Here is a 25,249-nt window from a genome sequence, read left to right on the forward strand (position 1 = left end):
GGCCGGCGGCGTGGCAGCGGCACAGAGGGCCGGTCCATGGACAATCCGGTAACCCGGTGGCGGCGCCAGCTGCGCGGCACGTTCAGCGCCAATTCGGCCACCGTCCCGCAATGGGAACTGGACCTGGAAAACGGCAGCGACGGCGGCTACTTCGCCCCGGACTCGGCCGTGTGGGCCGTCCACGGCTCCATGACGACCCTCGTGGCCGGCATCCACGCCCTGCTGCTGCAGTCCCTGCACCCGGGAGCCATGGCCGGGGTCCACGACCACTCCGACTACACGGCGGATCCGCTGGGCCGGTTGGCCGGCACCATCCGCTGGATCTTCACCGTCAGCTACGGCGACACCGCCGCCGCGCAGGCGGCGTCCAACAAGGTCCGGCACATCCACGAGTTCATCACCGGGAGCTACACGACGAACGACGGCGCCCGGGTTCCGTATGCCGCCAACGACCCCGAGCTGTTGCGCTGGGTGCACCTGGCCTTCACCCAGGCATTTCTTGCCGCCCACGTGGCCCTGGGTGCCCCCATCCCCGGCGGGCTCGATGCCTATGTGGCGGAGTGGGCCGTGGCCGGCACGCTCATGGGCGTGGAAAGGCCGCCCCTGACCCGGGCCGCACTGCGGGAGCAGCTGGCCTCCTACACTCCGGAACTACGCCGCGACGATCGGGTCGCCGACGCGATCCGGTTCCTGCGGAACCCGCCGCTGCCGCGCTCGCAGCGGTGGGGCTACCGCATATTGTTTGCCGCGGCCGTTTCCACCCTGGCCCCGGAACACCGGGCCCTGCTGGGGCTGGACCGGCCGCGCCTGTGGGCCGTGGCACCCGCGCAACGGCTGGCGGCCAAGGCGGTGCTCGGCGTCGTGCACCTGGGACTGGGCCGGAGCGCACCCAGCGAACGCGCCGCCCGCAATCGCCGGCACCGCCTCGGACTCGACGGCGCAGCCCCGGACGGCGCAGCCCGGGCCCGCACCCGGCGCGCCGCTACCGCAGGACGGAGCTGAGCAGCAGGCTGGTTTCGCTGTTGATGACCCCCTCCACGGACCGGATCCGGCCCAGCACGCGGTCGAAGTTGCCCAGATTGTCGGTGCGCAGCTCCGCCACCAGGTCCCAGCCGCCGTTGGTGGTGTGCAGTGCCCTGATTTCCGGGAATCCGCGCAACCGCCGGATCACCGCATCCGTCGTCCGGCCTTCAATCTCAATGAGGCAGATCGCGCGCACTTCCAGGGGGTCAATCTCATCGCGCACCCGGACGGTGAAGCCCACAATGGTGCCCGAGGAGACCAGCTTGTCCAGCCGGTTCGTCACCGTCGCCCGCGCCACGCCCAAATCCCTGGCCAGGGTGGCCACGGAGGCGCGGCCGTCGTGGCGGAGGGCGGCGAGCAGGCTGCGGTCGATGTCGTTAAGCTCGCTCATGAACAAAATGTAGGCGAAGGGGGAACTTTATGCAAGATTGATGGGCAAAATGTCGGTACTTTGTACATTGTGGTTGCATATCGTGGCGATCTAGGGTGGAGGAAACAGCAAGTGGGCGCAAACGGAAGGACGCACGATGACACGGTTCGTCGATGTCGGGAACATGATTCGCTGGGTGGCATCACAGGGGACGGAAAATGTCCTCGCCGGCATGATCGGCTACCTGGAAAATGATTTTGCACGCTGGGAAACCTTTGACAAGATTCCGCGGATCGCCAGCCACACGCCCTTTGGCGTGATCGAGCTGATGCCCACCAGCGACCACGAGACCTACGGCTTCAAGTACGTCAACGGTCACCCGTCCAATCCGGCGCGCGGCTTCCAGACCGTGACGGCTTTCGGCATGCTGGCCGACGTCCACAACGGCTATCCGACCTTCCTCTCCGAGATGACCGTGCTGACGGCCTTGCGCACCGCGGCCACCTCCGCCATGGTGGCCAGGAAACTGGCCCGCCCGGACGCCCGCCGCATGGCGTTGATCGGTGCCGGCAGCCAGGCCGAATTCCAGGCACTGGCGTTTCATGCCGCCCTCGGCATTACCGAGCTGTCCGTCTGGGACACCGACCCGGCGGCCATGGAAAAATTTGCCGGGAACGTGGAGCCGCTGGGATTGCACGTCACCATCGCCGCATCGGCCGCGGCCGCGGTGCAGGATGCGGACATCATCACCACCTGCACCGCGGACAAGACCAAGGCCACCATCCTGACGGCGGAACTGGTCAAGCCCGGCGTCCACCTCAACGCCATCGGCGGAGACTGCCCCGGGAAGACCGAGCTGGCCGCCGAAATCCTGACCCTGGGCGACGTCTTTGTCGAATATGAGCCCCAAACCCGGATCGAGGGGGAAATCCAGCAGATGCCCGCCGACTTCCCGGTCACCGAATTCTGGCAGGTGCTCACCGGCGCCCGCCCCGGCCGCACGTCCCCGTCGCAGGTCACCATCTTCGACTCCGTCGGCTTTGCCATTGCCGATTTTTCCGGGCTGCGGTACGTGCGCGACGCCGTGGCCGGCACGGAATTTGCCGTTGACATCGACCTGGTCGCCAACCCCGAGGACCCCAAGAACCTCTTTGGGCTCGTGGCGGCCTTTTCCCCCGTCCACTAAGCCGCACCCGCTCCCAGGGGCAGGGGGAGAATTCAATCCCGGAATCCGCGCCACGCCCCTATCGGGAGCACCCCAACGTGGCTAGCCTGAGGAAGTGGCATCGGCATGGGCCATGCCAGGCGGCAGATACCTGGCCGCAGGCAGGATGAAAGGGGCACGTGATGTTGGGTGAAACGCAGGCATTTAGTGGATTCTCCGTGGATGACGCCGCCACGGCCAGAGAATTTTACGAGGGCGTCCTGGGACTGGTGGTTTCCGAGGCCGACGGCATGCTGACCCTGCACCTTGGCAGCGGAAGCAACGTCCTGGTGTACCCCAAGGGCCCCGGGCACCAGCCCGCCACGTACACGGTGCTGAACTTTCCGGTGCCGGACGTGGCGGCGGCGGTCGACGGTCTGCTGGAGCGCGGCGTGGCGTTTGAGCACTATGCCGGCACGCCGATGGAAACCGATGAGAAGGGGATTTTCCGCGGCGGTGGGCCCTTGATCGCCTGGTTCAAGGACCCCGCCGGCAACGTCCTTAGCGTCGTGGCAGCCTAGCCTGCGCTCGCGTCGACCAGATCGAGGGCGAGCAGGCTCTCGGCCGTGGCCAGCAGCGTTTCCTCGGTGGGGCGCGGCTGCCACCCGAGCACCTCCCGGGCCTTTTGGTTGGACACCTGCTTCACCAGGCCCAGCCCGGGCGCGTAGTCCCGCAGAGCGGGATCGCCGTAGGAGGCCAGGCGCACCAACCAGTTCGGCAGCGTCCTGGTGGAAACCCTGCTGGCGTCGGCCCCCAGGTGCGAGTGCAGCACCCGCGCCATTTCCGGCAGGCTCATGGCCTTTCCGGAGACGGCCAGGAAGCGCTGGCCCTTGGCGTCGGGGCTGATCATGGCCCGCACGTGCAGGTCGGCCACGTCGCGGACATCCACGATCCCGGAGGCCGACTTCGGCACGCCCGGCATCCTGCCGGCCAGCAACTGCCGCACGATGTCCACGGAGCTGGAGAGTTTCGGGCCCAGGACCGGGCCGAGGATGGCCACCGGGTTGATCACCGCCAGCTCCAGCGAGCCGCCCTCCCGCGCCATGAAGTCCCAGGCCGCCCGCTCGGCGATAGTCTTCGACTTGACGTAGGCGCTGACCTCCGCCGTCGGATAGGTCCAGTCCTCCTCCGTGTACGGGCGGCTGAGCAGGTGCCCGCCATACCCGACCGCGGCAAAGGAGGACGTCATGACCACCCGTTTGACGCCGGCCCGCCGCGCGGCGCGCAGCACCCGCAAGGCGCCGTCGCGGGCCGGGACGATGAGGTCGTTCTCGTCCTTGGGCATGACGGCCGGGAACGGCGAGGCCGTGTGGAGCACGTACGTGGCGCCGGCGACGGCGGCCGGCCAGCCGGCGTCGTCCATCAGGTTCGCCACGGCGAAGGAGAGGGCGTCGCCGGGGTCGACGTGGGCCTCGTGCAGTTGGGCGCGGACGTCGGCCTCGCGGTCCCAGGAGCGGATGGTGGTCCGGACGCGATATCCGTCCGTCAAGAGTCTTGCGATGCAGTGGGCCCCCACGAAGCCCGATCCGCCCGTTACCAGCACTAGTTCATTGCCCATGACGACCGCCTTCTCATCGGTACCTTGTACTTGTTCCTATCATGCCCCGAAAAGCTGGGAAACGGGGGAATATAGTTCGCCGACGGGAACGGCCTCTCCGAGGCGGTTGTCCGGGCCCGGCAGCGGGCAGGCCCAGGCCTCGTCATAGGCGCACGAGGGGTTGTAGGCGAAATTGAAGTCCAGGATGAACTGCCCGCCGGCGCGGCCCAAAAACGCGCCCTTGATGGTGTCGAGCAGGTAGCGGCCGGCGCCGTAGCTGCCGTCCGGGCGGCCCGCCGTGGCATCCCGGAAGGGGACGAATATGCCGCCGCCGTAGCTGCGCAGCTTCCAGGCCGCCAGGGCGCCGAGCCCGGGGATGGTGAAGGTGCCCAGCCGCATGAAGGGGACCGCTCCGTCCGTCCCGGTCGCCACGGTCATTTCCTCCCCGGCGCCGGCGGCGGAGAGGGCGGCGGTGAAGCGGTAGGCGGGGTCGTAGGGGGCGACGGGCAGGCCCGTGAAGGCGGCCCTTGCCTCCGCGCCCAGGACCGAGGCCGGATGGGTGCCGAACAGTTCGTCGCGACGCCGGCGCCACAGCTCGTGCGCCCGCCGTGGATCGCTCGCCGCGAGGTCGCGCAGCTGCCCATACAAGGCAAAGGTTTGCACCCGCCAGTCCATGACGGCGGCGGCGTAGTCGGCACTGTCCAAGCTGGCGGATTCGGGCATGGTCCCAGACTACCCACCAGGAGGCGCCCGCCGCAGGCGGGCTCCTCCTGTACCGCCCCCAAGGGCCGGGAGTCAGCGGAACTTCTTCGGGAAGGCCTTGATGATGCCCGCGCTCAGATCGTCCGCCATCAGCACCATGTGGGCCTCTGCCTCGTCGTAGACGACAATGCCCTCGGCGTACTGACCGGTCAGCTCGTCGCCGCCATAGACGATGGTTTGGTCGATGTGGCCCTTCATCATGGCCCGCATGGTTGCCTGCGGCCAGGACTTCGGATTGGCCGCCGCCAGGAAGTCGGCGATCTCCTGGGCGTTCGCGTAGACCTTCACTTTCGCTGCCGCCAGGGCGCTCGCATCACCGGCCTTGGCTGCCTGGAAGAGGCCCACGAATTCGGTGATGTGGGCCTTGAGCAAGGTGGTGAGCTGGTTGCCGGCCGCCTCCCCGTAGAACGGCTTGATGGCATTGCCGATGTCCTCCTGGTTCTTCAGGAGGCGCCCGGCGGTGGTCGGAAAGCCCGCCGAGCCGGCGGCAAAGTTCACCACGGCCAGGCGGGTCCATTCCATGTGCTGGACCCAGAGCATCCGCATGGCCTCCTTGAAGGCCACCTGGGTGGCCGGCACGTCTGCCTTGTTGTTGTTGTCGTTGTTGCCGCTTCCGGAATGATCGTGGGCCGGGGCCATCGCGGGCATGGCGTTCACGCCCGGGGCGGAACCTACGGTCGCCGCGGGGGCGCAGGCGGTGAATAGTCCGGCCATTAGGGCCAGCGAGGCCAGGACCGCGGCGCTGCGGCGGTGGGATGCAAACGTGCTCATGACGAATCTTCCTTTCGGGTGGCGCTGGGCCGGCGCTCGATCGGCCGAGCCGCCGGATGGGCGGCGGTCGACGGGTGCCGGAAGGGCGGGAACGTCCATGGCAAGTTAGTGGCCACGGCCGGGATGGTCTTACCGAAAAATCCCTCCCGCGGTGAACCGGAAAATAAGCGCACTGCACGGGGTAAGACCACCGGCGGACCGTGACACTAACCAGGCATGAGAACCCATCATGGGATGCCCCGGCTGCCCGGTTCGGCCGACGGCGCGGACACCGCCCACCACCCCGGCCGGGACGAGGCAAACCGTGTCATCGCCTGGCGGGCGCACCTGCTGCTGTCGGCGGGCTTTGGTGATAGGCTGGCGCATCGGCTCGCCGGGACGGCGGGCATTGACGTTCATGAACTGCTGAACCTGGTGGACCGCGGCTGCCCGCCCCGCCTGGCGGCTCGCATCCTGGCCCCCGTCATGCAAGGGCCGCCCACCGCGGGACGGGAGTGAATCAATGGCCATGCTGGACGGCCCCGAACTGGCCGACGCCGACCCCGTCCGCGAAGACCGCCCTGTCCGCGGCGGCCCCGCCCCCGAGGATACCGTCCGTGAGGATTGGGTGGAGCTGCTGAGCACGCCCGGTCCCGGCCATGCCGACGCCCTGGCCAGGCTGCACGAACTGCTCCTGCGCGCCGCGCGCCACCAGGTTTCCGCCATGTATGGCCGGATGCCGGTGATCGGTGACGTCCGGCGGGAGGATCTCATCAACCAGGCCGCCGACGAGGCCATGATCGCGGTGCTGGGCAAACTATCCACTTTTCAAGGACGCAGCCGCTTCACCACCTGGGCGTACAAGTTCGGCATCCTCTCCGCCGCCGTCGAGGTTCGGCGCAGCATGTGGCGCAACCGGGAGGTGCCGCTGGAGCTCCTGCCCGAGCCGGCCGCGGCGGGCCATTCCCCGGAGCAGCTGGCCGAGGCCGCGGACTTCTCCGAGGCCGTCAGCCACGCGATCACCCACACGCTCACCGCCCACCAGCGCCGGGTGGTGCTCGCCTTGATCGTCGATGACGTCCCGATCGACGTCCTGGCCGAACGGCTCGGCACCAACCGCAACGCCATCTACAAGACCCTGCACGACGCCCGCGGTCGACTTCGCAAATATCTCTCCGAAGCCGGCTACCTGGGCGCAACCACTCTAAAGGGGGTGATCCCGTGAGCATCCCACCGCGGAAACTGAGCCTGGAAAACGCGCTGCGACTGACCCTGGACGCCGAGCCCTGGCTCTCCTGCGACGACTGCTTTGAGCAGGTCGACCGCTACGTCGAACGCGTCATGGCCGGCGGACCCGTCGGCATGCCGGCCCTGCGCGCCCACCTGGTCGGCTGCGCCGCCTGCGCCGAGGAGGCTCGGTCCCTGGTGCTGCTGGTGGCCGCGGACGACGGCGTGGATCCGGCTCCGAGCCTGCGCCGCCTCACCGCCCCCTAGCCACGGCGTCGGGGGTGGGTCCGCGCGCCTACGCCTCCCGTTCCTTGGGATTCCCCACGGTGCGGGCCGTAGGCTGGAATCCACAGGTGGGTTCGTCCGGGTTGGGCGCGGGCCGCGAGGCGATTTGCAAGGCAGATGAGGTGAGGATGGCGAGCATGCGCGCGGCCGCCGGTTGGGCGGCCCGGCCGGCGGTGGCGGCCGCCCGGGACTCGATCACGGTGGACGGGCGGCCCCGGACGTTTGTGTCGGTGACCGCCGCGAAGTCGGCGGTGAAGCCGGCGGCGGTGCTCCTGGTGCTGCACGGCTCGAGCCAGACCGGGCGGAAGCTGCGCTCCTTCAGCGGCCGCACCTTTGACCACCTGGCGGCGGGCGGCCGCGTGGCGGTCGTCTACCCGGATGCCCTGAAAAAGCTGTGGAACCACGCCGCGGTGCCGGCCGGCGGCGGACCGGCGGACGACGTCGCCTTCCTGGCGGCACTCATGGACCATTTCCAGGCACGTTTCGGCCCGGTCCCCGTCGTGGCGGCCGGGTATTCGAACGGCGGGCAGATGGTCATCCGGCTGGTCCATGAGATTCCGGACCGGCTCGCCGGGGCCGCCATTCTCGGCGCCACGCTGCCCGCGCCGGGCGGCATGCCGGGCGTTGACCAACGGCTGGCCCTGCCGGTGCTGCTGATCCACGGCACCCGGGACCTCGTCGTCCCCTACCGAGGCGAGGGCGGGCTGTGGGGCCTTGGGGCCCGGCACAGGGGTCCGTCGGCGCCGGAGACCGCACGCCACTTCGCCGCGCGGAACGGCCACACCGCTGCGCCGGTCGAGGAGCCCCTCCCGCACCACCGCGGGCCGACCCGGGTGGTGGCCACCCGCTACGAACAGGCCGGGCACCTGCCGGTGGTCCTGTACACGGTGGTCGGCGGCGGGCACGTCGTTCCCAACCCGCACAAGAAGGCGTTCTTCCTCCTGGGCAGGACCACCCGGGACATCGACGCCGCCGACGCCGTTGCGGAGTTCTTTCCCGACCTGCGGGCGTGAGGGGCGCTCACGCCGCGTGGCCGCCGTCGTCGGGAAGCCACCGGGCCAGGGCCTCCAGGATCAGGGTGAGCCCGATCTCAAACTCGTCGCCAAAGTCGTAGCCGGGCTGGAGCACATGCAGGGTGGCGATCTCGAGGAGGCGGGGGTAGTCGCCGGCGGTGAACTGGTCCACGAAGGGTTCGGCAACGTCCGCCACGGTGTCCGGACCCTTGAATGGCAGGGATGCCTCCTGGAGGGCGAAGCCGTAGATGTAGCTGTCGATCAGCGCGTACGCATGGGCCGTCAGCGCCACCGAAAACCCGGCGGCGCGCAGGACGCCCAGGGTCGCCTCGTGGTGGCGCAACGTTGCCCGCCCGGGGGACGAACGCGACTCCAGCAGCCCGATCGCCCATGTGTGGCGGCTCAAGGCCCGGCGGACCGAGTTGGCCCGCCGGCGCATCTCCGCCTGCCAGGGGCCCTCGTGGGATGGCAGCTCGATTTCGTCAAAGACGATGTCCACGATGCCGTCCAGGATCTCGCCCTTGTTGGCGACGTAGTAGTACAGCGACATCGGCTTGACGCCCAGTTCGCGGGCGAGGGAGCGCATGGTCAGCGCGCCGATCCCCGACTCGTCCGCGATCGCGACGGCACATCGGAACACCCGTTCCCGGCTCAGCGGCGCACGCTCGTCGGGGCTTGCACTTAAATCCACCGCCGTCATCTCCCCAGACTATCGCATTTTCGTACACTGTACGGTAGTCTCTCTTACTAAGTAAGGTACGCGTGAGGCAATCGAAGGGGAACAGTCATGGCGAAGAAGGAACAACACGAGGCACAGGGACCCGGCGTCGGGGGCGCCGAGCCGGGGCAGGGGCTGATGCGGGCCATTGTGCAGGACCGCTACGGCGACGTGGAGGTCCTGCACCCGACCCGGATCAACCGGCCCCGGATCCTGGACAACGAGGTGCTGGTGCGCGTGCATGCGGCCGGTCTGGATCGGGGCACCTGGCATATGATGACTGGCCGGCCGTACCTGCTGCGCCTCATTTTCGGATTCCGCAAGCCCCGGAACCCCGTGGCCGGGCTGGATCTGGCCGGCACGGTCGAAGCCGTCGGCGCGGCGGTGACCCGCTTCCGGGTGGGGGAGGAGGTGTTCGGCTTCGGGAAAGGCTCCTTCGCCGACTACGCCGCGGCCAGGGAGGACAAGCTGGCCCGCAAACCGGCGGGGCTGAGCTTTGAGCAGGCCGCCGTGGTTCCGGTCTCGGCCGTCACCGCACTGCAGGGCCTGCGCGACGCGGGCCGGCTCCAGGCGGGGCAGAAGGTGCTGATCACCGGCGCGTCGGGCGGGGTGGGCAGCTACGCCGTGCAACTGGCCAAGGCGATGGGCGCCGAGGTGACTGGCGTGTGCAGCACCGCGAAGGCGGCGCTGGTGCGCTCCCTCGGCGCCGACCACGTCATCGACTACCTCCGCGAGGACTTTGCCGACGGCACGCGGCACTATGACCTGATCCTGGACCTGGCGGGGAATCCGGCCCTGTCGCGGCTGCGCCGGGCGCTTACGCCCGCGGGCACGGCCGTCGTCGCCGGTGGCGAGCACGGCGGCCAGGTGACGGGCATGAGCCGGCAACTGGGCGCCGTGGCGCTTTCGCCGTTCGTGCGCCAGCGGCTGACCATGTTGGCCGCCACCCAAAAGGCCGCCGACCTGGAGCGGGTGGCCGAGCTCATCGACGCCGGCGAGGTAACGCCGTGCCTGGACCTGACCTTCCCGCTGGATCGGGCCCAGGAAGCCATGCGCCATCTGGTGGCCGGCAAGGCCCGCGGAAAAGTGGCCATCACCCTGTAGCGCCATGAACATGAAGACATAAAGACATGACAGACATGAACAGCCAAACCATGGCGGGCAAGACGGTGCTGGTCACCGGCGGCTCCTCGGGCATCGGCAAGGCCACCGCCGTCGGGCTGGCCGCGAGGGGTGCCCGGCTGGCCATCACCGGGCGGGACCGCGGGCGCACCGAGGCCGCCGCCCGGGACATCCGGGCGGCCGGCGGAGGACGCGTGGAGGTGTTCATCGCCGATCTCTCCTCCCAGGCGCAGGTGCGCCGATTGGCCGGGGAGGTGCTGCGGAGCCTGCCCCGGATCGATGTGCTGGTCAACAATGTCGGCGGCTATTGGAACACCCGGCACGTGAGTGCGGACGGGCTGGAACGCACGTTTGCGCTCAACCACCTGGCTCCGTTCCTGCTCACCGGGCTGCTCCTGGATCGGCTGCGGGAGAGCGCCCCGGCCCGCATCGTGACGGTGGCCTCCAACGCCCAGGCCCTGGGCCGGATCGATTTCGAGGACCTCCAGGGCGAACGGTCCTACTCGGGGTCGCGGGCCTACAACCAGTCAAAGCTGGCCAACGTCCTGTTCACCTACGAGCTCTCCCGGCGGCTCACGGGCAGCCAGGTGACGGCCAATGCCCTGCATCCGGGCGTGGTGAGCACCTCCTTTGGGGCCGAGGACCCCGGCCGCATGCAGCAACTGGCCGTGCCGTTCCTACGCCCCTTCATGAAGACCCCGGCCCGCGGTGCCGCCCTGTCCATCCGCCTGGCGTCCGACGCCGGCCTGGAGCACGTGACCGGGTGCTACTTCGCCAATGGCGTGGCCAGACGATCCGCCAAGGCCTCGTACGACGGCGCCGCCGCCGCCCGGCTCTGGCGGGTGAGTGCCGGCCTGGTCGGACTGCCCGCCGAGTGATCCCGGGCCCGGTCGGGAAGCCCCGACGGGGCGGGCAGGCGGCCTGGCCGCGGCCCGCAAGTTCGTCCTGGACCGGGCCGGTTGGGATCTGGCGAGCGAGGGCATGTGCGGGGGGCCCCGGGTGCGGGTCTTCGCCGGCCGGGACCGCCACGCATCCGTCGACATGGCTCTCGCCTATGGGCCGCCCTGCGCTCGCTGGGCCGCTCCGGCGTCGCGGCGCTCGTGGACGGGCTGGTGGCAAACGCGCAGGCCTTTGCCCGGGCCCTCTCGCGCCTGCCCGGCGTCGAGGTGCTCAACGAGGTGGTCTTCACCCAACTACTCCACGGACGACGACGTGGCGGCCTCCCTGGACTCCATCAGCCGGGCGATCATCGCCGAGGACGCGGCCTGAGGTGCCTGAATGGTCCTGGCAAAATGGGGCATCCGCCCCATGCGGCTTATGCCCTGGCGGCCCTACGATCTGTGCATGAGGACATCAAGGAGATCGACATGACCGCACAGCAGCCGCAGGACTACGCCACGAGGGCGCAAGAGCCCACCGCAATCCCCGCCGAATGGCCCGCCGACACCGCGGAACGGTTCGCCGGGTACGGGATCCTGGGCGTGCCGTTTCGCTCCGGCCACTACCTGGCGTTCCGGCACTTTCCCGCCAGCTCGATCGGCCCCGGCTACCGCGCGGTCTGGCTGCGCCGGCCCGACCGGCAGTGGACGGTTTACGCGGACGCCCCACCCCAGCTGAGTTGCGCACGATATTTCGGCGCGGCCCTCGACGCGGCCGTCACCACCGAGGCGACCATCGGCTGGGACAGCCCGTCCGCGGCCACCATCGCGGTGCCCGGGATCCTGGACTGGCGGATCGAGCTGGCACCGTCCCCGACCACCCGCGCCATCAGCGCCCTGGCACCGCGGATGCCCGCCCGCTGGTGGCGGGACGAACGCGTCCTGCGCGCCATGGGGGCGATGACCGGCCCGCTGCTCCGCGCCGGGAAGCTGCGATTCTCCGGCGTCGTCCCCAACGGGCAAACCTTCCAGGCGCGGCCGCTGCGCGTGTGGACCGTCCGGTCCGCCGCCGCCACCATCGACGGCCTCGATGCCGGCACCCCGGCGCCTTTGCCCGAACAGGAGCACCTGGGCGGCTTCTGGCTGCCGCAACGCGGCCTGTTTGTGGCCGACCTCGGCGTCAGGTTCCCCTCCACCGCCGGCACGGCCCAGCGACCGGAGATCAGCACCGAAACGAGGGCATCACGACCCTGAAGGCCGCGATCAGAGAAAAGGGAAATCCACCATGAGCATCATTGAAACCACCCCGGAGGCTGCGGCCACGGGCCGGGCGGCCGAGATCTACGCCGACGACAGGAACGCGCTGGGCTATGTACCCAGCCACACCAAAGCCCTGAGCGTGAATCCCGACGCCTTTGCCGCCTGGAGGGCCCTCCAGGGCGCCATCGCCGGATCGATGGGCCTGCGCCGTTTTGAACTCGTGACCCTCGCCGCGGCCCTGGGCATCGGATCGGCCCATTGCCGGCTCGCCCACGGCAACAAGTCGCTGAAATTCCTGGGCGAAGAGGAGCTGGTGCGGATCGCCCGGGACTACCACGACGCCGGCCTGTCCGCGGCGGAGGTGGCGATGATGGAATTCGCGCAGAAGCTCAGCACCAATTCCGCCGCCATGACCGACGCCGACAGCCTGCGCCTGCGCGAGGCCGGGTTCGAGGACCGGGAGATTGTTGACATCGCCCTGGCCGCCGCGGCCCGCAACTACCTCAGCCGCGCACTCCAGGCGCTCGCCGTGGACGTCGACGTCCCGCCCGGCCTCAGCGAGACCCTGCGCCACGCCCTGCTCGAACCGCTCGGAACCCGCCAGCCGCTCGCCGGTTGAAACCAGGGCCGGCGAAGGGGCCCGTCCTATACTGGACACTGTGACGGAACCACTGCTGGGTTCAGGGCGTTCGGAACGGATTCCCGCGACTCCCGCGGCCGCGGGAGCGGCGGATCCTGGCGCACCGCGCCGCTCCGAGATCCTGGCGGCCTTGTCGCTGGCCATCGATCTGGGCCTGGGACAGCCCATGGAGCACATGCTCCGCGGCACCTTGCTGGGGCTGCGGCTCGCGGACCTGGCCGGCGTCGAACCGGCGGGACGCGGGCGAATCTTCTACGCCAACCTGTTGGCCTGGATCGGCTGCCACGCGGACTCCTTTGAACTGGCCGCCCTCTTTGGCGATGACATCGGCTTCCGGGCCGACTACTACACGGTGGACGCCCGGGGGCTCCCTATGCTCGCCCTGCTGCTGCGCCACACCGGATCCGGCCTGGCGCCGCTGCGCCGCGCCGAGCGCCGCACCCGGTTCGCGGCCACGGCCACCACCGCCGTCCGAACGCTCATCCGCTCGCACTGCACCTCGGCCGGCCAGCTGGCCAACAGGGTCGGGCTGGATGAGAGCATGCCAAACATCCTCAGCCATACCTTTGAACGCTGGGACGGCAAGGGACTCCCGGCGGGGCGGACCGGCGTCGAAATCCCGTTGGAGATGCGCATCGCCCAGCTGGCCGACGCGGCGGAGGTCTTCCTGCGCACCGGCGGCGTCGATGCGGCGGTCGCCACCGTTAAACAACGCCGGGGCACCCAATTTGATCCGCAGCTCGCGGATCTCTTTTGCGCCCATGCGCGGGCCCTGACGCGGGACCTGTTGGAGCTCGATCCGTGGCCGGCGGTGCTGGCCGCCGCCCCGGCCGACGTGCCCCTGTCCGGGCCGGAACTGGATTCGGTCCTGGCGGCCATCGGCGACTTCGCCGACCTCAAATCCCCCTACACGATCGGCCATTCCCGGGCCGTGGCCGCCCTGGCGGCCGAAGCGGGGGGAGAGTACGGCCTGGACGCCGGGGAGGTGGAGATGCTCCGCCGCGCCGGCTGGGTCCACGACCTGGGCCGGCTGGGCGTGTCCAACGGCATCTGGGACAAGAAGACACCGCTTTCCTATGTGGACCGGGAGCGGGTCCAGATGTACCCGGACCTGAGCGAGCGGATCCTTGGCCGCGTGCCCGGCATGCGGCGCGCGGCCGCGATTGCCGGGGCGCACCGGGAACGGGTGGACGGATCCGGCTATCCGCGCGGGCGCGACGGGGCCCAGCTCGATCCGAGCCAGCGGATTCTCGCCGCCGCCGACGCGTATCAAGGCTATCTGGAGCCCCGCCCGCACCGCCCGGCGCTGACACCGGAGGGCGCCGGGCAACGGCTTCGGGCCGAGGCCGGGGCCGGCCGGCTCGAGCCGCGGGCGGCCGATGCCGTCCTCCTGGCCGCCGGCCAGGGCGTGCGCCGGCGTCCAGTGCACCCGAGCGGGCTGACCGGCCGGGAGGCGGAGGTGCTCCGGCTGCTGTGCCGGGGGATGAACAACCGGCAAATAGCCGATGCGCTGTATATCGCGCCGAAGACCGCCCGGAACCACGTGGAACACATTTACTTAAAGATCGGGGCCGGCAACCGGGTGTCGGCCACGCTGTTTGCCCTGGATCACGGATTGTGGGACCGGGCCGGCGGGTGAGCGCCGCTCGAGCACCGGGTCAGCGAACGTCCGGCATCCCCGCGGCGGGGCCACTGGCCGGCTGGGTGGCCAGGCGGGAGAGGTCCAGCCGATTGGATGCGCCCGTTTTGCGCAACAGGTTGGAGATATGTGAGCTGACCGTTTTCTCGCTGATCACCAGGGCCCGGGCGATCTCACCGTAGGTTCGCCCGGCGACGACGTACGCAAGTATCTCCCGTTCCCGCGGCGTCAGCCCCGGCAGCTCGGCGAAGGCCGCCTGCCGCGCCCCGGCCGCAGGGGCGGTGATGTCGATCCGGGCGCGGGCGGCAAGTTCGCCCAGCCGTGCCCGGATGGGACCGGCCTGGAGTTCCTCGGCCAGGACCAGCCCGCGGCGCAGGAACGCCGTGGCCGGACCGCGCTGGGCGTGCCCGTGCAACAGCAGTGATTCCACCGCCCGCCAGCACGTGTATGCCTCTTCCCACAGAAGGGAGGCCGCCTTGCAGGCGTCGGCGGCCCGGGACCAGTCCGTCGCATTGTCCGCGCGGTCGCGGGCGCGGCCCACCTCGGCGGCGTAGAGACGGTTGAAGGCCGCCACCTGCAGGTCATACAGCGCCGTGCAGTCGCCGGGTTCATGGAGCGCGGCCGGGAAGCGGCGGACCAGCTCGTCGGTGAGCGCCACGAGGTCGGCGGTCGGTCCCATGGCATCGTTGGCCTGTTGGATCCGGTCCGCGAGGGACCGGGCGGCCAGGGGAATGAGCCATTCGCACATGGTCGGCAACATGCCGGCGGCGTTGGCACCCGTCATCGCCGCATCATAGGCGGCCTCGGGGTCGCCGGCCCCGAGGAAGACTTCCGCGCGGACGGCATCGAATTCGAGATTGAGGAAGTCGGACTTTTGGGCGTAGAGCTCCTCGGCGCGGGCCAGGTGGGCCTGCGCCTCCGCCTGCCGGCCCTGCCAGAGGGCAAGACGGGCGGCCGACAGGCGCGCGGCAACATCGCCCATGGTGCCGGGGTCAGAGCCCAACGCCACCCGTAGTGCCTGCTCACACTCCCGCCAGCGGCCGATGGCCAGGTAGCTTCCGGCCTCGCTGGCGGCCATTTTGGCGATGAATGCGTGCGGTGCCCCGAGGGCCGCCAGCTGCTGGCGCCCCGCCCGCATGAGATCGGCATACTGCTGGCTCGTCCAGGTTGCGGTCGCATTCGCCTGCCAGAACGACGCGTGGACAAAACCCCAATAGTCCCGGGCCTGCACGGCGGCCGCCCTGGCCTCGGTGGCAAAGGTTCGCGCCGCCTCGGAATAGCCGTTGTTCACCGCGGCCATGGCGTTGGCCGTCAGTGCGTAGGACAGTGCCCGGGGATGACCGGCAGCACGGGCTGCCGCGAGGGCCCCCCCGGCGTGACTGGCCGCGTCGGGCTTGTCCGCCCACACCTCGACGTGGGCGAGTTCCGCCAAGGCAAGCGCGTACTGCCAGCTTGCCGGCTCAACGGCGGCGAGCCGGACCGCCTGGCGCATGTCGCCGATCGTCATGAAGGATCGTCCCGTGGAAAAGAGCAGGTGCGATCGCCGCACCAGCAATTCGGCCGCGTCCAGGGGTCGGGCGTCGATGCCGGCTACGACCAACAGCGCCTCCACCGCCTCCAGTTCATCCTCCATGGCGCCGGTCTCCTCGGCGGCGGCGCGCAGCCGGGTCAACAACTCCTGCTGGCTCTCCGGTGCGTCCGGCAGGCTCCTGCGCAAGACGACCGCGCGGCGCAGCAGGCGGAGCATCTCGGTCGTGCCGCCCGCGTCGCCCGCGGCGGCTGAGGCGCGCAGGGCCCACCGGTAGGCGTCGGCGGTGTGGCCGGCCGTGTAATGGTGGTCCGCCAGGGCCACCAGGGACTCAAAGTCCGGGTCAGCCGCCCCGGCGAGCCGGTCCTGCTGGTGGGTGGCGAAGGCCGCATGCCAACGCGCCCGCTCGTCGCCGTCCTGCTCCTGCTCGAGGACCTCGGCGATCAGCGGATGGTGAAACCACCAGTGCGTTCCTTCCGCTCCGCACTCCGTGATGCCCGCATCGGCCGCCTCATGGAGGAGCGCGAGGACGCCGTCGGGCCGGCTCCCCGGGTGCGCGACGGCGTCGAGGTCCCGGGCGCGGATGGGCCGGCCGCCGACGGCCATGAGCTGGGTGATTTGGCGGGCTTCGGCGGACAAGCTGCGCCATGAGCGCAGCACCGCGGATCGCAGGTCCGAGGGCAGCTTCGGAGGCAGGTGCCGGGCATCGGGCCGAAGGCCGGCGACCACCAGGCGGTTGAGGTAGGCGTTTCCGGCGGTATGGGTGAAGACTTCCTCCAGCAGGGACTGGTGCGGGGGAGCGCCCAGCAGACGCGAGAGCTGCGCCTCGGTTTCCAGGCGGTCCAACGGGCCCAGGGTCAGCCAGTTGATGCGGGGCAGGCGCCGGATGTCGGCGAGCCAGCGCTGCACGGGGTGGCCCTCGGCGACCTCGCCGCTGCGCAGCGTGGCGATGATGGCCAGGCTCCGGTCGGCCGGCCCGGCGATCAGGTACATCAGCACATCCAGGGTGCTCTGGTCCGCCCATTGCAGGTCGTCGATCACCAGGACCACCGGCCGGAGCAGGCAGAGCTCCTCTAGCCAACCGTCAATCACCACCGGCACGTCATGCGGCGCCTCACCGGCCGTTCGCAGCGTGGGGTGCGCAACGCCGTCGAGCCGTGGAGCACGGCGGAACGCCGATCGCAGGGCCAGGAACGGGACCGTGAGCGAGGCCAGGGGCAGGGCGGCGCCGGCGAAGACCCAAGCCACGGAGCCTGCGGAAGCACAGGCGTGTTGCACCAGGGCGGTCTTCCCGACGCCCGCATCCCCCGAGACCACCAGTGTTCCGGCCGTCCCGGCGGCGACGCCAGCCAGGAAGGCGCCCAATACCCCCAACTCCTTCGCCCGTCCGACGAGGTCGGGGTCAATCCCCTCCACGTTTTGGGTCACGTCACCAGTGTCCCACCGCGGCGCCCGGCGGGCTGGGAATCTGAGGGTTTTTGTTGAATTTCTGAGGGGTAATTCCCGATGTAATGCGAGCGGTCGGGGACGACTGTAGAGATATCGGATTCACAGCGGATCCCCACCCAATGAAAGGCAAGATCATGTATTCAACACATCGGGCATCGCGGTGGACCGGCCTTGCCGTCGCCGCCCTGCTGACGGCCATCATCGCACCGGCCCCGGCGTTCGCTCGCCAGGACACCGGAACACTGGACGGAACGGTGACCATATTCACCGGCCCGGCGTGCGAGCTGACCCGTATCGGAACGCAACTGGTGCGTTGCGACAGTCTCACCGGCGCCGGGGTCACCGCCCCATTGTGGGTGCCGGAGAGCTAAGCAATCCCGCGCCCGTCCGACGACGGCCTGCCGAGGCCGCGCCGGGCGGGCGCGGGTTTCGCGCCGGCGCCTTTTCGGCCCTGCCGGCGTAGTATTAAACTTCCTATTTCTCCTATGGCGGTGGTGGCCATGTCCCTTTCATCAAGCCCAGCAACAACCATTCTTCCGGTCGCGGACCAGGAGCGCGCCAAGAAGTACTACGCGGATACTCTTGGCCTGGAGTTTCGCGGGAAAGCGGCGGACGGTAACCTGATCTTCGCCCTCGAGGGATCCGCGACCCTGGGGCTCCTGCCGGATCCGGCCGCGAAGCCCTCCGAGCACACGGCCATCAGCTTCGAGGTTCAGGACATCGCGGACGCCATTCGCGACCTGGGCGCGCGTGGAGTCACGTTCGAGGACTACGACTTGCCGGATCTGAAGACCACCGATCACATTTCGAGCGTCGGGTCGGAAAAGGCCGCCTGGTTCAAGGACCCGGACGGCAACATTTTGTGCCTGCACCAAAATGTCCAGGCTTGACCAGGCCCGCCAAAGCTAAGTAGCCCCGCCGCGTACCCACGCCCCCGGTCCGGCGGTCCGGTATTTCATGCGGGGTCAGGTCGCGGGCCCCGTGGGGCCGGCCCCGCCTTCGGCGGCCCAGTCCTGTCCTTCCTGGTCGGTGAGCGCCGGATCTGAATCGACGTCCGCGGTGGCGGGGGGCGTGGCCGTTTCGGGCCCGGACGTCGTGGACGTCGCCGGACGATCGCCGCCGCTGGGGGCTTCCTCAGCGGGCTTCCCGTGCGGGACGGCACTTTTGACCTTGCGGCCCAGCTGCTCCGCGACGTCGGCGGCCTCGTCCTTGACGGTCTTGGCGACGGTGGCGACGGTCTCCTGCACGGCATCGGTATGCCACATGGATTTCACCGATCGCTTGATCGACTCATAGCTGCCTCGCCCGGCGCGGGTGCCCAGGACGTATCCTGCGCCGAGTCCTGCAACGAACGCCAGTTTTGCCTTCATGGTCATCTCCTGTTCGTGGGCTTCAGTGGGACGTGGGGAAATGCCCGCCGCCTATTTGGTTTTGCCGGCGGCGGCTTTCTCCGTTTCTGTGCCTTCGTGCTCGAGGGTGCCGGCGGTGTCTTCCAGGTGTGCCCGCATGAACCACTGGAAGAGTTCCAGCGCGGCGGTGTGGCCGATGAGCATGTCCTCGGTGACCGGGTCCAATTCGCCCGTGGCCGTGATGGCCTCCCGGTGGCTGGCGATCAGGCCGTCGTAGACGATGTCCAGGGCGGCCAGGTGTGCGGCGGTCCCGGCCCGGCCGATCGAGTAGTCATCCCAGGCCCGGTCCCGGACCAGCGCCCCGGGGAGCCCGTTGGGGGATACCCCCAGGGTGGCCATGCGCTCGGCCGTCTGGTCAATCATGGTGCGCACCAGCTCGATGTGCGGGTCCAGCATCTTGTGGACGCCGATGAAGTCCCGGCCCACCACGTTCCAGTGTGCATGCTTGAGAGTGAGCGCCAGATCGTTGAGGGCGTGCAGGCGGCCCTGCAGGATGGCCCCCACCTTGTGGCCGTCCTGTAGGGACAGGCCGGGGACCGTAAATTTTGCGTTCGAAGTGTTCTTGGAAACCATCGACAACTCCTCCTCACATGCCGGCCACCGAATTTCGAGGGCCGGGTACCCCACGCTAACCACGAATCATGGCGAGCGCCACCGAATCAAAAAATCAATCGCGAACGCCGTCCTTTTCCTCCGCGGCCCGGAGCTTGTCTTTTTGGCGCTGCAGGTCCTTCTCGCCCTCGTCCTCCGCTCCGTAGAGCTTGGAGTTGGTGACTTTCAACTCCAGCATCATCGCCTCGAGCTTGAGGTTGATCGCCAGATTGTCCCTGTTTTGGGTGTTTTGGATGATGAACACCATCAGAAACGTCACGATCGTCGTACTCGTATTGATGATCAGCTGCCAGGTGTCCGAAAAGCCCAATATTGGCCCGCTGACGGCCCAGAGGATGAGGATGGCGACCGCGCCGACGAAGACGCCCGGATGCCCGAGGGCCGTGGCTGTCTTGGTGGTGAAGCGGCTAAAAACATCTTCCTTGGTGCGCTCGCTCACGGGGGGACCTCTCACTGGATGGCCTGGCGGAGAATGTCAGCCGATCAGGCCTGCTTGACCAGTGCGGCCTCGAGTTCGATCTTGACCTTGTCGCTGACCAGCAACCCGCCGGCCGCTAGTGCGGCGTTCCAGGTCAGCCCGAATTCCTTGCGGCTGATGACGGTTTCGGCCGTGAATCCGGCACGGGTCGCCCCGAAGGGATCCACGGCCACGCCGGTGAACTCCACCTCCAGGTCGACCGGCTTGGTGATGTCCCGGATGGTCAGGTCCCCGGTGAGGGTGTATTCCTCGCCTTCGCCCTCGACGCTGGTGGCCCGGAACGTCATGTCGGGGTACTTTTCGACGTCGAAGAAGTCGGCGCTGCGCACATGGGTGTCCCGGTTGGCGTCGCCGGAATCAAAGCTCGCGGTCTTCACGACAGCGTGCAGGGTGGAGTTGGCCAGCGAGTCGCCCACGCGGGCTTCGGCTGCCGCATCCGTGAAGCGTCCGCGGACCTTGCTGATGCCGGCATGGCGCACCGTGAAGCCAATCTCGCTGTGGGCGAGGTCGAGCATCCAGACGCCTTCACTGAGTTCCTGGGGCAGTGTCATGGCTGATCTCCTGGTGATGTGGATGATGGACAAACGACGGACTGTGATGGTTTGGCCTCGAAGGGCCAAGACAAGCAAAACACATCGGCACGGCCCGGCACCAGTGCCCGGGCACCACCAGTTCTGCCCGGGCGCGCCGCCGCCCGATCCTGCGCGCCGGGCCCGTCACAGGCGCGCGAAGCGGGCGCGCGCGAAGCTGTAAATACCGTAGGCCATCAGCCCCACCGCGACCACGATCAGGATCGCTTCGCCGTGGGGAAGCGCCGCGAGGGCCTTCAGTCCGCCGTCGAGACCGGAGGCCTGGTGCGGATCCACCGTGACGGCCGCGATGACGAACAGGGCCCCGACCATGATGACGGCGACGCCCTTGGCGAGGTACCCGATCACGGCCACCGCGACGACGGCTTTCCCGGAGCGCCCGCCGGGGATACTGATATCGGTGCGGAACTTTCGTCGGGCGCCCTTGTAGATGAAGTAGCAGCCGACGCCGGCCGTGGCCAGGCCCACGATGATCAGCAGCATCTGGCCCCCCGGCAGGGAGAGGATGGTCCCGCTCGCCTGGCGGGTGGAGGACGATGCGTTCGTGGGCCGTTTGAGCGCGAATGCCAGTGCCGTCCCGGCAAGGACAAAGTAGGCCACCGCCTTCCCGAGCGACACCAGGCTGCGTGCCCACCGCTTCTTGGACGAGGAACCGATCCCCAGGGCCGCCTGGAGGAGGAGCCAGAGGGCGAGGGCGGCGAGCCCCACCACTGCAACCCACAGGACTATGGCCCCGCCCGGCACTTTCATCAACTGGGCGAAAGCGCCGGACTGGTCCGATTCCCCGCCGCGGTGCAGGGCGATCCGGATGGCGATATAGCCCATCAGCAGGTGCATGAGCCCGCTGGCCGCGAACCCGACGCGGGCAACCATGGTCAGCGCGGCGCTGTTGCCGGCCTTGCCGGCGACCCGGCGGGCTTCGCGCCCGGCGCTCATGAGCCGTCGACCTGGGTCTGTGAGTGGGGGCCCTCAACACGTTCGCCGGGGACGCGGACCGTTCGCACGGTGTCGACGGCCATGATCATTCCCACGATGACAAGGGACAGGGCCAGGGAGGCCGTCGTGTCGCTGATCCAGTGGTAGCCGAGGTAGAGACGGCTGGCGGACTGCAGGAGGATCCCCACGATGGCGATGCCGACTGCGGCCACCGTGAAGGCCGTTTTTTGGCGTCGGCTGGCGACCAGGAAGGCCAGGATCAGCAGAAAGTCCGCGGTCCCGAGCACGTGGCCGGAGGGGAAGGAGAAGGAGGAGTCCGCGCCGAAGAGCATCGCCGCGACGGGCGGCCGGGGATGCCGGATCAGCGGGGCGAGGACCTGCGCCAGAATCAGCCCCGTGGCCATCCCGGCGGCCAGGAGCAGGGGACGCCAGGCGTGCTTGGCCAGGACCGTCCAGGCGACGATGACGACCAGGACGATCACCGGCAGGGCGACCGGCCCGAAAATGACGGCCAGCGCGATCATGAAAACGGTCAGCTCCGGGGCGCGCTGGGCAACAAACCAGGTGGTCACCGGCTGGTCCAGGCGTTCAATTCCAGAATGCGTCACGACGCCGTAAAGCAGCACCAGGAACAGCAGAAGTCCGGTGGTGACCAGCACCGCGGAGGTGGCATAGAGCCGCCGCCGGGTGGCGGGGGCAACGAAGCGTTCCTCCACGATGAACTTTTCGTGCCAGCCCGCCCGCCGCTGCCCGTGCTGGGCCGGGGAGCCGGTCATGACTTGTCCCGGGCCGCAGGGCCCGCCGTCGTCCGCACGGTCAGCGAGCGCTTCTCCACCGTGACCCGGAGGTGTCTTGCCGCGGCGAGGTGGTCTCCGTCGAGTTGGAATTCCTGGTCACGGTCCAGCGTGATTTCCGCCGACTTGCCCGAAAAGTATTCCACGGAGCTGTTCATGTCGTTTTTTCGCCCGAAGAGTCCGGCCAGCACGCCCAACCACCCCAATTTTCCCACCGGTGCCAGGACCACCAGGTCCAGGATGCCGTCGTTGACCAGCGCATCGGGGAAGATCTCCACGCCGCCCATCAATTTTCCGCAGTTGCCCACCATCACGCTGCGGACCCGGCGCCGGAACACGGGCCGGCCGTCGATGCTGATACGCGCCTTCACGGGCTTGCCGGGCAGCTCCCGGATGCCGGCCTCCACGTACGCAAGCCAGCCCACACGGTCCTTGAGTTGATCGAGGGTGTTGGCCATGATGGCGGCGTCGTAGCCGAGCCCGGCCATCACCAGGAAGCATTGTTCCTCCTCCGCGTGGTCCAGGGCCGCCTTCACCACGTCGATCAAAACGTCCGACCCGTTCAAAACGTCCCGGCTGGCGCTGAGCGGGTCCGTGATGTCGATGCCCAGGTTGCGGGCCAGCAGGTTGCCCGTTCCCATCGGCACGATGCCCAATGCGGTGGCGGTGCCCGTGAGGACCTCAGCCACGCAGCGAACGGTACCGTCCCCGCCGGCGGCAATGACGACGTCGGCCCCGGCCCCGAGCGCCTTCCTCGCCTGACCGGCGCCGGTGTCCTCCTCCGTGGTTTCCAGCCAGAGCGGCTCGGCCCAGCCTTCCTCCCGGCACAGGCTGGAAAACGCGGACTGGAAATCCTTGCCGGGGGACTTCATCGGATTGATGATCACCGCGGCGCGCCGGCTCGGCGCGGGGCTGAACTCGCTCATCTCGACCTCCGGGATAAGTATCAGGGATGTGTCCGGAAATAGCATCCTAGCCGGATTCGGCACACATCGAACCAAAAAAGGCAATGGCCCGTGGACTTTTGTCCGCCGGCCCGTTCCCAGCGTCCGCCATGCAGCTCGGGGGTACGTCCCGGCACTGTCCCACCCCGCATCCATGCGCCCTCCGGATTAAAGTTGTTGCCAGATCCGCAGGACGGCGGGATGATCGAAACCCAAGGCGCACGAATCATCACCGAGCCGACCCGCCCGCGGACCGGCGTGATCAGGGGGAGGTCCCGCATGGGCCAGCCTGCCGGGAACCCGCGCGAGGAACCACCCCGGGTCGATGTCCGCCTCCAGCGCACCCGGGACCTCCTGGATCTCCGCCTCGAGGCCCCCGGCTGCGCCCTCGAGCCCGGCGACGGCGGCGCCGAGCTGGTCGCCGGACCGGACGCCTCGCTCATCATCCACTTCCCGCCGCAACACATCGGCGAGGAGATCTGGGATGCCGGGGCCCCGCCGCCCCCGCCCGCGCCGCCGCCGGGGCCCTCGAGCCACATCGCGGCCGGCCCGAGCCGGCTGGTCTATGAGGTCCCGGAGGGCACCCGCATCCCCTACACGCTCGAAAAAGTGCTTGCGGCCCTCCCGGGCCTGCGCCTGCGGGTCTCGCCCAACGCGACCCCGGCCGGTGAGGCGGGCGACCGCGGCGCCGAGAGGCCGGGCGAGCTTGAGACCGCGATTGAGGCGCCCTACCACCTGATCGTCTCCCCGAGCGCGCGGGGCGCTTTCGTCCACGACAGCGCCCCGAAGGGTCCCCCGGACCGGGCCGAGCTGTGGCGCACGCACCTGACGGTGCGCCGGGACGACGGCACGATTGACGACGACGAACCCGAGCAGCGCATCGTGCGCGCCCTGTGGACGCGCGACGTCGAGCAGCCCCCGCCCGCCTTCGAGCAGCCCCTCGTCGAATTCGACCGCCGCGCCATCGTCGAGAAAACCCACGGCGGGGACCCCGGCAACGCCAAGACACCCCTGCTGGTCAGCAACCTCTCGCTGTCCAGCCTCGGCGCCTGGTTCGACTGGAGGCAGTCCTGGGAGTTCCCCACCAACATCGTCGACTACCGGCACCAGTCCTTCATGGGCCGCGACGGCTACGTGCGCAAGGCCTACCCGGGGATCCTGTTCCCGTTTGGGCACCGATGCTTCCTGGTCGCCGTCACGGAACGGGAGATCAAGCACCGCGACACGCCCGTCGCCTATCTGTGGCAGCGCTGGTTCATCATCGTCCGCCAGCCCACCCGCGGCTATCCGGACGGCGAGCGCGACAACCCGTTCGGGCAGGTCACCGTCGGCCCGCTCGTCACGCCGGACCTCGACAAGCCGCCGGACGGCCGGGAGCCGTTCGTGCCCACCCGCAACGGCGTCCCGTTCCCGTTCACGCTCACCACCGTCGACCGCGGCGGCGGGATAACGACCTGGCCGGCGCCGCTCGTGTTCGTGCAGGCGGGACGGGAGGGACCGCAAACCTTCCTGTTCAACGCCCAGAATGCCGCAGCACGGTACTTCCCGGTGCGCCAGATCCAGGGGCGCGGGCAGGCGCTCGCGGTCGCGGCCCCCGTCAAGGCTGGGGACACCTCGGTGGAGATCGCCCACCTGGTCTTCGACGGCGAGATCGATTCGGCCAACGTCACCAGCCGGCCGTTCCTTACCGAGGCCCGCGTCGTCGTCCCGTCCATGCGGCACCTCGCCCCCCAGGCGCCGGCGGTGGACGTCGTCTTCGCCCAGCCCTACCTCGCCCACGGCCTGCCCGCGCGCGGAATGGACGCCGCGCCCGTCCCCGGCGCCCCCAACGCCGGGGAGCTGGTCCTCGCCCTCAAAAGCGCCCCCGCGGCCGTCGACTTCAGCAGCGGCTCGGACCGGGCGGGCGGGTTCCTCGCCCCCAACCTGTCGGTGAAGGGCATCTCCCGGGCGCTGGGCGCGATCGGGGAGAGCGGCGCCGGGCCCTCCCCGTTCGATGCCGGCACCTTCGACCCGGCGTCGTTCCTCTCCGGCGCGCTGCCCAAGCTCTTTGGCCTGTTCAGCCTCCTRGACCTGCTCAAGGC

The 25,249-nt window shown here is 69.3% G+C and carries 28 protein-coding genes; 15 read left to right on the forward strand and 13 right to left on the reverse strand.

Features of this window, described 5'->3' with window-relative positions:
* The first annotated feature begins 36 nt into the window (after positions 1 to 36).
* Positions 37 to 1,002: an oxygenase MpaB family protein gene (locus AB4Y80_RS14415; RefSeq protein WP_442215036.1), complete on the forward strand. Its 966-nt coding sequence runs from the start codon at positions 37 to 39 to the stop codon at positions 1,000 to 1,002.
* On the opposite strand, the gene AB4Y80_RS14420 is transcribed toward AB4Y80_RS14415, so the two are convergent.
* The gene (locus AB4Y80_RS14420) at positions 983 to 1,414 is read right to left on the reverse strand and encodes an Lrp/AsnC family transcriptional regulator (protein WP_442215037.1); all 432 of its coding nucleotides are present in this window, start codon (positions 1,412 to 1,414) and stop codon (positions 983 to 985) included. The genes AB4Y80_RS14415 and AB4Y80_RS14420 overlap by 20 nt on opposite strands.
* A gap of 136 nt (positions 1,415 to 1,550) precedes the next feature.
* On the opposite strand from AB4Y80_RS14420, the gene AB4Y80_RS14425 reads away from it, so the two are divergent.
* Together AB4Y80_RS14425 and AB4Y80_RS14430 are read left to right on the forward strand one after the other, a co-directional pair.
* Positions 1,551 to 2,579, forward strand: a complete 1,029-nt coding sequence (locus AB4Y80_RS14425; protein ID WP_442215038.1) for an ornithine cyclodeaminase — start codon at positions 1,551 to 1,553, stop codon at positions 2,577 to 2,579.
* A gap of 161 nt (positions 2,580 to 2,740) precedes the next feature.
* Positions 2,741 to 3,118, forward strand: a complete 378-nt coding sequence (locus tag AB4Y80_RS14430) for a VOC family protein (protein ID WP_442215039.1) — start codon at positions 2,741 to 2,743, stop codon at positions 3,116 to 3,118.
* Here the strand turns inward: AB4Y80_RS14430 and AB4Y80_RS14435 are convergent.
* The 3 genes from AB4Y80_RS14435 to AB4Y80_RS14445 form a co-directional block, all read right to left on the reverse strand.
* On the reverse strand, positions 3,115 to 4,155 hold the full coding sequence (locus tag AB4Y80_RS14435) for an SDR family oxidoreductase (protein ID WP_442215040.1): 1,041 nt from the start codon (positions 4,153 to 4,155) through the stop codon (positions 3,115 to 3,117). The genes AB4Y80_RS14430 and AB4Y80_RS14435 overlap by 4 nt on opposite strands.
* A gap of 39 nt (positions 4,156 to 4,194) precedes the next feature.
* Positions 4,195 to 4,857, reverse strand: coding sequence for a DUF1684 domain-containing protein (locus AB4Y80_RS14440; protein WP_442215041.1), 663 nt, complete (start codon positions 4,855 to 4,857; stop codon positions 4,195 to 4,197).
* A gap of 72 nt (positions 4,858 to 4,929) precedes the next feature.
* Positions 4,930 to 5,667, reverse strand: a complete 738-nt coding sequence (locus tag AB4Y80_RS14445) for a hypothetical protein (protein WP_442215042.1) — start codon at positions 5,665 to 5,667, stop codon at positions 4,930 to 4,932.
* A 216-nt stretch (positions 5,668 to 5,883) separates the two neighbouring features.
* Between AB4Y80_RS14445 and AB4Y80_RS14450 the strand changes: the two genes are divergently transcribed.
* From AB4Y80_RS14450 to AB4Y80_RS14465, 4 genes are all read left to right on the forward strand, one after another.
* Positions 5,884 to 6,165 carry a hypothetical protein gene (locus AB4Y80_RS14450; protein ID WP_442215043.1) on the forward strand — a complete coding sequence of 94 codons (282 nt, stop codon included), beginning with the start codon at positions 5,884 to 5,886 and terminating at the stop codon, positions 6,163 to 6,165.
* Positions 6,166 to 6,169: 4 nt separating this feature from the next.
* Complete coding sequence (locus tag AB4Y80_RS14455; protein ID WP_442215044.1) at positions 6,170 to 6,871, forward strand: RNA polymerase sigma factor; 702 nt, start codon at positions 6,170 to 6,172, stop codon at positions 6,869 to 6,871.
* On the forward strand, positions 6,868 to 7,140 hold the full coding sequence (locus tag AB4Y80_RS14460; RefSeq protein ID WP_442215045.1) for a hypothetical protein: 273 nt from the start codon (positions 6,868 to 6,870) through the stop codon (positions 7,138 to 7,140). Before AB4Y80_RS14455 ends, AB4Y80_RS14460 begins: the two co-directional genes overlap by 4 nt.
* Before the next feature lie 146 nt (positions 7,141 to 7,286).
* Positions 7,287 to 8,171, forward strand: coding sequence for an alpha/beta hydrolase family esterase (locus AB4Y80_RS14465; protein ID WP_442215046.1), 885 nt, complete (start codon positions 7,287 to 7,289; stop codon positions 8,169 to 8,171).
* 7 nt (positions 8,172 to 8,178) lie between these two features.
* On the opposite strand, the gene AB4Y80_RS14470 is transcribed toward AB4Y80_RS14465, so the two are convergent.
* Complete coding sequence (locus AB4Y80_RS14470) at positions 8,179 to 8,871, reverse strand: TetR/AcrR family transcriptional regulator (protein WP_442215047.1); 693 nt, start codon at positions 8,869 to 8,871, stop codon at positions 8,179 to 8,181.
* Positions 8,872 to 8,958: 87 nt separating this feature from the next.
* On the opposite strand from AB4Y80_RS14470, the gene AB4Y80_RS14475 reads away from it, so the two are divergent.
* From AB4Y80_RS14475 to AB4Y80_RS14495, 5 genes are all read left to right on the forward strand, one after another.
* Positions 8,959 to 9,993 (forward strand): NAD(P)-dependent alcohol dehydrogenase, encoded by a 1,035-nt coding sequence (locus AB4Y80_RS14475; RefSeq protein WP_442215048.1) that lies wholly within the window; start codon positions 8,959 to 8,961, stop codon positions 9,991 to 9,993.
* 35 nt (positions 9,994 to 10,028) lie between these two features.
* Complete coding sequence (locus AB4Y80_RS14480; RefSeq protein ID WP_442215049.1) at positions 10,029 to 10,889, forward strand: SDR family oxidoreductase; 861 nt, start codon at positions 10,029 to 10,031, stop codon at positions 10,887 to 10,889.
* Positions 10,890 to 11,378: 489 nt separating this feature from the next.
* Entirely contained in the window at positions 11,379 to 12,143 is a 765-nt protein-coding gene (locus AB4Y80_RS14485; RefSeq protein WP_442215050.1) for a hypothetical protein, read from the forward strand.
* Positions 12,144 to 12,174: 31 nt separating this feature from the next.
* Positions 12,175 to 12,768 carry a carboxymuconolactone decarboxylase family protein gene (locus AB4Y80_RS14490; RefSeq protein ID WP_442215051.1) on the forward strand — a complete coding sequence of 198 codons (594 nt, stop codon included), beginning with the start codon at positions 12,175 to 12,177 and terminating at the stop codon, positions 12,766 to 12,768.
* A gap of 40 nt (positions 12,769 to 12,808) precedes the next feature.
* A complete protein-coding gene (locus AB4Y80_RS14495) occupies positions 12,809 to 14,428 on the forward strand; it encodes an HD domain-containing phosphohydrolase (protein WP_442215052.1) in 1,620 nt (539 codons plus the stop codon).
* A gap of 19 nt (positions 14,429 to 14,447) precedes the next feature.
* Here AB4Y80_RS14495 and AB4Y80_RS14500 read toward each other — a convergent pair whose 3' ends face one another.
* Positions 14,448 to 17,384 (reverse strand): helix-turn-helix transcriptional regulator, encoded by a 2,937-nt coding sequence (locus AB4Y80_RS14500; protein ID WP_442215053.1) that lies wholly within the window; start codon positions 17,382 to 17,384, stop codon positions 14,448 to 14,450.
* A gap of 155 nt (positions 17,385 to 17,539) precedes the next feature.
* Between AB4Y80_RS14500 and AB4Y80_RS14505 the strand changes: the two genes are divergently transcribed.
* A complete protein-coding gene (locus tag AB4Y80_RS14505) occupies positions 17,540 to 17,776 on the forward strand; it encodes a hypothetical protein (protein ID WP_442215054.1) in 237 nt (78 codons plus the stop codon).
* A 129-nt stretch (positions 17,777 to 17,905) separates the two neighbouring features.
* The gene (locus AB4Y80_RS14510; protein WP_442215055.1) at positions 17,906 to 18,295 is read left to right on the forward strand and encodes a VOC family protein; all 390 of its coding nucleotides are present in this window, start codon (positions 17,906 to 17,908) and stop codon (positions 18,293 to 18,295) included.
* Between the two features lie 75 nt (positions 18,296 to 18,370).
* Here AB4Y80_RS14510 and AB4Y80_RS14515 read toward each other — a convergent pair whose 3' ends face one another.
* The 7 genes from AB4Y80_RS14515 to AB4Y80_RS14545 form a co-directional block, all read right to left on the reverse strand.
* Complete coding sequence (locus tag AB4Y80_RS14515) at positions 18,371 to 18,775, reverse strand: hypothetical protein (protein ID WP_442215056.1); 405 nt, start codon at positions 18,773 to 18,775, stop codon at positions 18,371 to 18,373.
* Positions 18,776 to 18,826: 51 nt separating this feature from the next.
* Positions 18,827 to 19,387 (reverse strand): Dps family protein, encoded by a 561-nt coding sequence (locus AB4Y80_RS14520; protein ID WP_442215057.1) that lies wholly within the window; start codon positions 19,385 to 19,387, stop codon positions 18,827 to 18,829.
* Positions 19,388 to 19,481: 94 nt separating this feature from the next.
* Positions 19,482 to 19,865 (reverse strand): low affinity iron permease family protein, encoded by a 384-nt coding sequence (locus tag AB4Y80_RS14525; protein ID WP_442215058.1) that lies wholly within the window; start codon positions 19,863 to 19,865, stop codon positions 19,482 to 19,484.
* A gap of 44 nt (positions 19,866 to 19,909) precedes the next feature.
* Positions 19,910 to 20,455: a YceI family protein gene (locus tag AB4Y80_RS14530; RefSeq protein ID WP_442215059.1), complete on the reverse strand. Its 546-nt coding sequence runs from the start codon at positions 20,453 to 20,455 to the stop codon at positions 19,910 to 19,912.
* A 165-nt stretch (positions 20,456 to 20,620) separates the two neighbouring features.
* On the reverse strand, positions 20,621 to 21,430 hold the full coding sequence (locus tag AB4Y80_RS14535) for a DUF1206 domain-containing protein (protein ID WP_442215060.1): 810 nt from the start codon (positions 21,428 to 21,430) through the stop codon (positions 20,621 to 20,623).
* Positions 21,427 to 22,206 carry a phosphatase PAP2 family protein gene (locus AB4Y80_RS14540; protein WP_442215061.1) on the reverse strand — a complete coding sequence of 260 codons (780 nt, stop codon included), beginning with the start codon at positions 22,204 to 22,206 and terminating at the stop codon, positions 21,427 to 21,429. Before AB4Y80_RS14540 ends, AB4Y80_RS14535 begins: the two co-directional genes overlap by 4 nt.
* The gene (locus AB4Y80_RS14545) at positions 22,203 to 23,150 is read right to left on the reverse strand and encodes a diacylglycerol/lipid kinase family protein (RefSeq protein ID WP_442215062.1); all 948 of its coding nucleotides are present in this window, start codon (positions 23,148 to 23,150) and stop codon (positions 22,203 to 22,205) included. Before AB4Y80_RS14545 ends, AB4Y80_RS14540 begins: the two co-directional genes overlap by 4 nt.
* A 219-nt stretch (positions 23,151 to 23,369) precedes the next feature.
* Between AB4Y80_RS14545 and AB4Y80_RS14550 the strand changes: the two genes are divergently transcribed.
* Positions 23,370 to 25,249 (forward strand): hypothetical protein (locus tag AB4Y80_RS14550; RefSeq protein ID WP_442215063.1); only part of this gene is annotated, 1,880 nt, incomplete at its 3' end.

The sequence above is a fragment of the Specibacter sp. RAF43 genome (assembly GCF_052114065.1).
Classification (GTDB): domain Bacteria; phylum Actinomycetota; class Actinomycetes; order Actinomycetales; family Micrococcaceae; genus Specibacter.

Bases quoted from the DNA above. Each gene is read 5' to 3' on its own strand.
- AB4Y80_RS14450 (WP_442215043.1), top strand. From the start codon at position 5,884: ATGAGAACCCATCATGGGATGCCCCGGCTGCCCGGTTCGGCCGACGGC.
- AB4Y80_RS14465 (WP_442215046.1), top strand. From the start codon at position 7,287: ATGGCGAGCATGCGCGCGGCCGCCGGTTGGGCGGCCCGGCCGGCGGTG.
- AB4Y80_RS14420 (WP_442215037.1), bottom strand. From the start codon at position 1,414: ATGAGCGAGCTTAACGACATCGACCGCAGCCTGCTCGCCGCCCTCCGC.
- AB4Y80_RS14470 (WP_442215047.1), bottom strand. From the start codon at position 8,871: ATGACGGCGGTGGATTTAAGTGCAAGCCCCGACGAGCGTGCGCCGCTG.
- AB4Y80_RS14425 (WP_442215038.1), top strand. From the start codon at position 1,551: ATGACACGGTTCGTCGATGTCGGGAACATGATTCGCTGGGTGGCATCA.
- AB4Y80_RS14415 (WP_442215036.1), top strand. From the start codon at position 37: ATGGACAATCCGGTAACCCGGTGGCGGCGCCAGCTGCGCGGCACGTTC.
- AB4Y80_RS14535 (WP_442215060.1), bottom strand. From the start codon at position 21,430: ATGAGCGCCGGGCGCGAAGCCCGCCGGGTCGCCGGCAAGGCCGGCAAC.
- AB4Y80_RS14520 (WP_442215057.1), bottom strand. From the start codon at position 19,387: ATGGTTTCCAAGAACACTTCGAACGCAAAATTTACGGTCCCCGGCCTG.
- AB4Y80_RS14530 (WP_442215059.1), bottom strand. From the start codon at position 20,455: ATGACACTGCCCCAGGAACTCAGTGAAGGCGTCTGGATGCTCGACCTC.
- AB4Y80_RS14485 (WP_442215050.1), top strand. From the start codon at position 11,379: ATGACCGCACAGCAGCCGCAGGACTACGCCACGAGGGCGCAAGAGCCC.
- AB4Y80_RS14505 (WP_442215054.1), top strand. From the start codon at position 17,540: ATGTATTCAACACATCGGGCATCGCGGTGGACCGGCCTTGCCGTCGCC.
- AB4Y80_RS14455 (WP_442215044.1), top strand. From the start codon at position 6,170: ATGGCCATGCTGGACGGCCCCGAACTGGCCGACGCCGACCCCGTCCGC.
- AB4Y80_RS14480 (WP_442215049.1), top strand. From the start codon at position 10,029: ATGAACAGCCAAACCATGGCGGGCAAGACGGTGCTGGTCACCGGCGGC.
- AB4Y80_RS14445 (WP_442215042.1), bottom strand. From the start codon at position 5,667: ATGAGCACGTTTGCATCCCACCGCCGCAGCGCCGCGGTCCTGGCCTCG.
- AB4Y80_RS14515 (WP_442215056.1), bottom strand. From the start codon at position 18,775: ATGAAGGCAAAACTGGCGTTCGTTGCAGGACTCGGCGCAGGATACGTC.
- AB4Y80_RS14545 (WP_442215062.1), bottom strand. From the start codon at position 23,150: ATGAGCGAGTTCAGCCCCGCGCCGAGCCGGCGCGCCGCGGTGATCATC.
- AB4Y80_RS14540 (WP_442215061.1), bottom strand. From the start codon at position 22,206: ATGACCGGCTCCCCGGCCCAGCACGGGCAGCGGCGGGCGGGCTGGCAC.
- AB4Y80_RS14435 (WP_442215040.1), bottom strand. From the start codon at position 4,155: ATGGGCAATGAACTAGTGCTGGTAACGGGCGGATCGGGCTTCGTGGGG.
- AB4Y80_RS14440 (WP_442215041.1), bottom strand. From the start codon at position 4,857: ATGCCCGAATCCGCCAGCTTGGACAGTGCCGACTACGCCGCCGCCGTC.
- AB4Y80_RS14475 (WP_442215048.1), top strand. From the start codon at position 8,959: ATGGCGAAGAAGGAACAACACGAGGCACAGGGACCCGGCGTCGGGGGC.
- AB4Y80_RS14430 (WP_442215039.1), top strand. From the start codon at position 2,741: ATGTTGGGTGAAACGCAGGCATTTAGTGGATTCTCCGTGGATGACGCC.
- AB4Y80_RS14490 (WP_442215051.1), top strand. From the start codon at position 12,175: ATGAGCATCATTGAAACCACCCCGGAGGCTGCGGCCACGGGCCGGGCG.
- AB4Y80_RS14510 (WP_442215055.1), top strand. From the start codon at position 17,906: ATGTCCCTTTCATCAAGCCCAGCAACAACCATTCTTCCGGTCGCGGAC.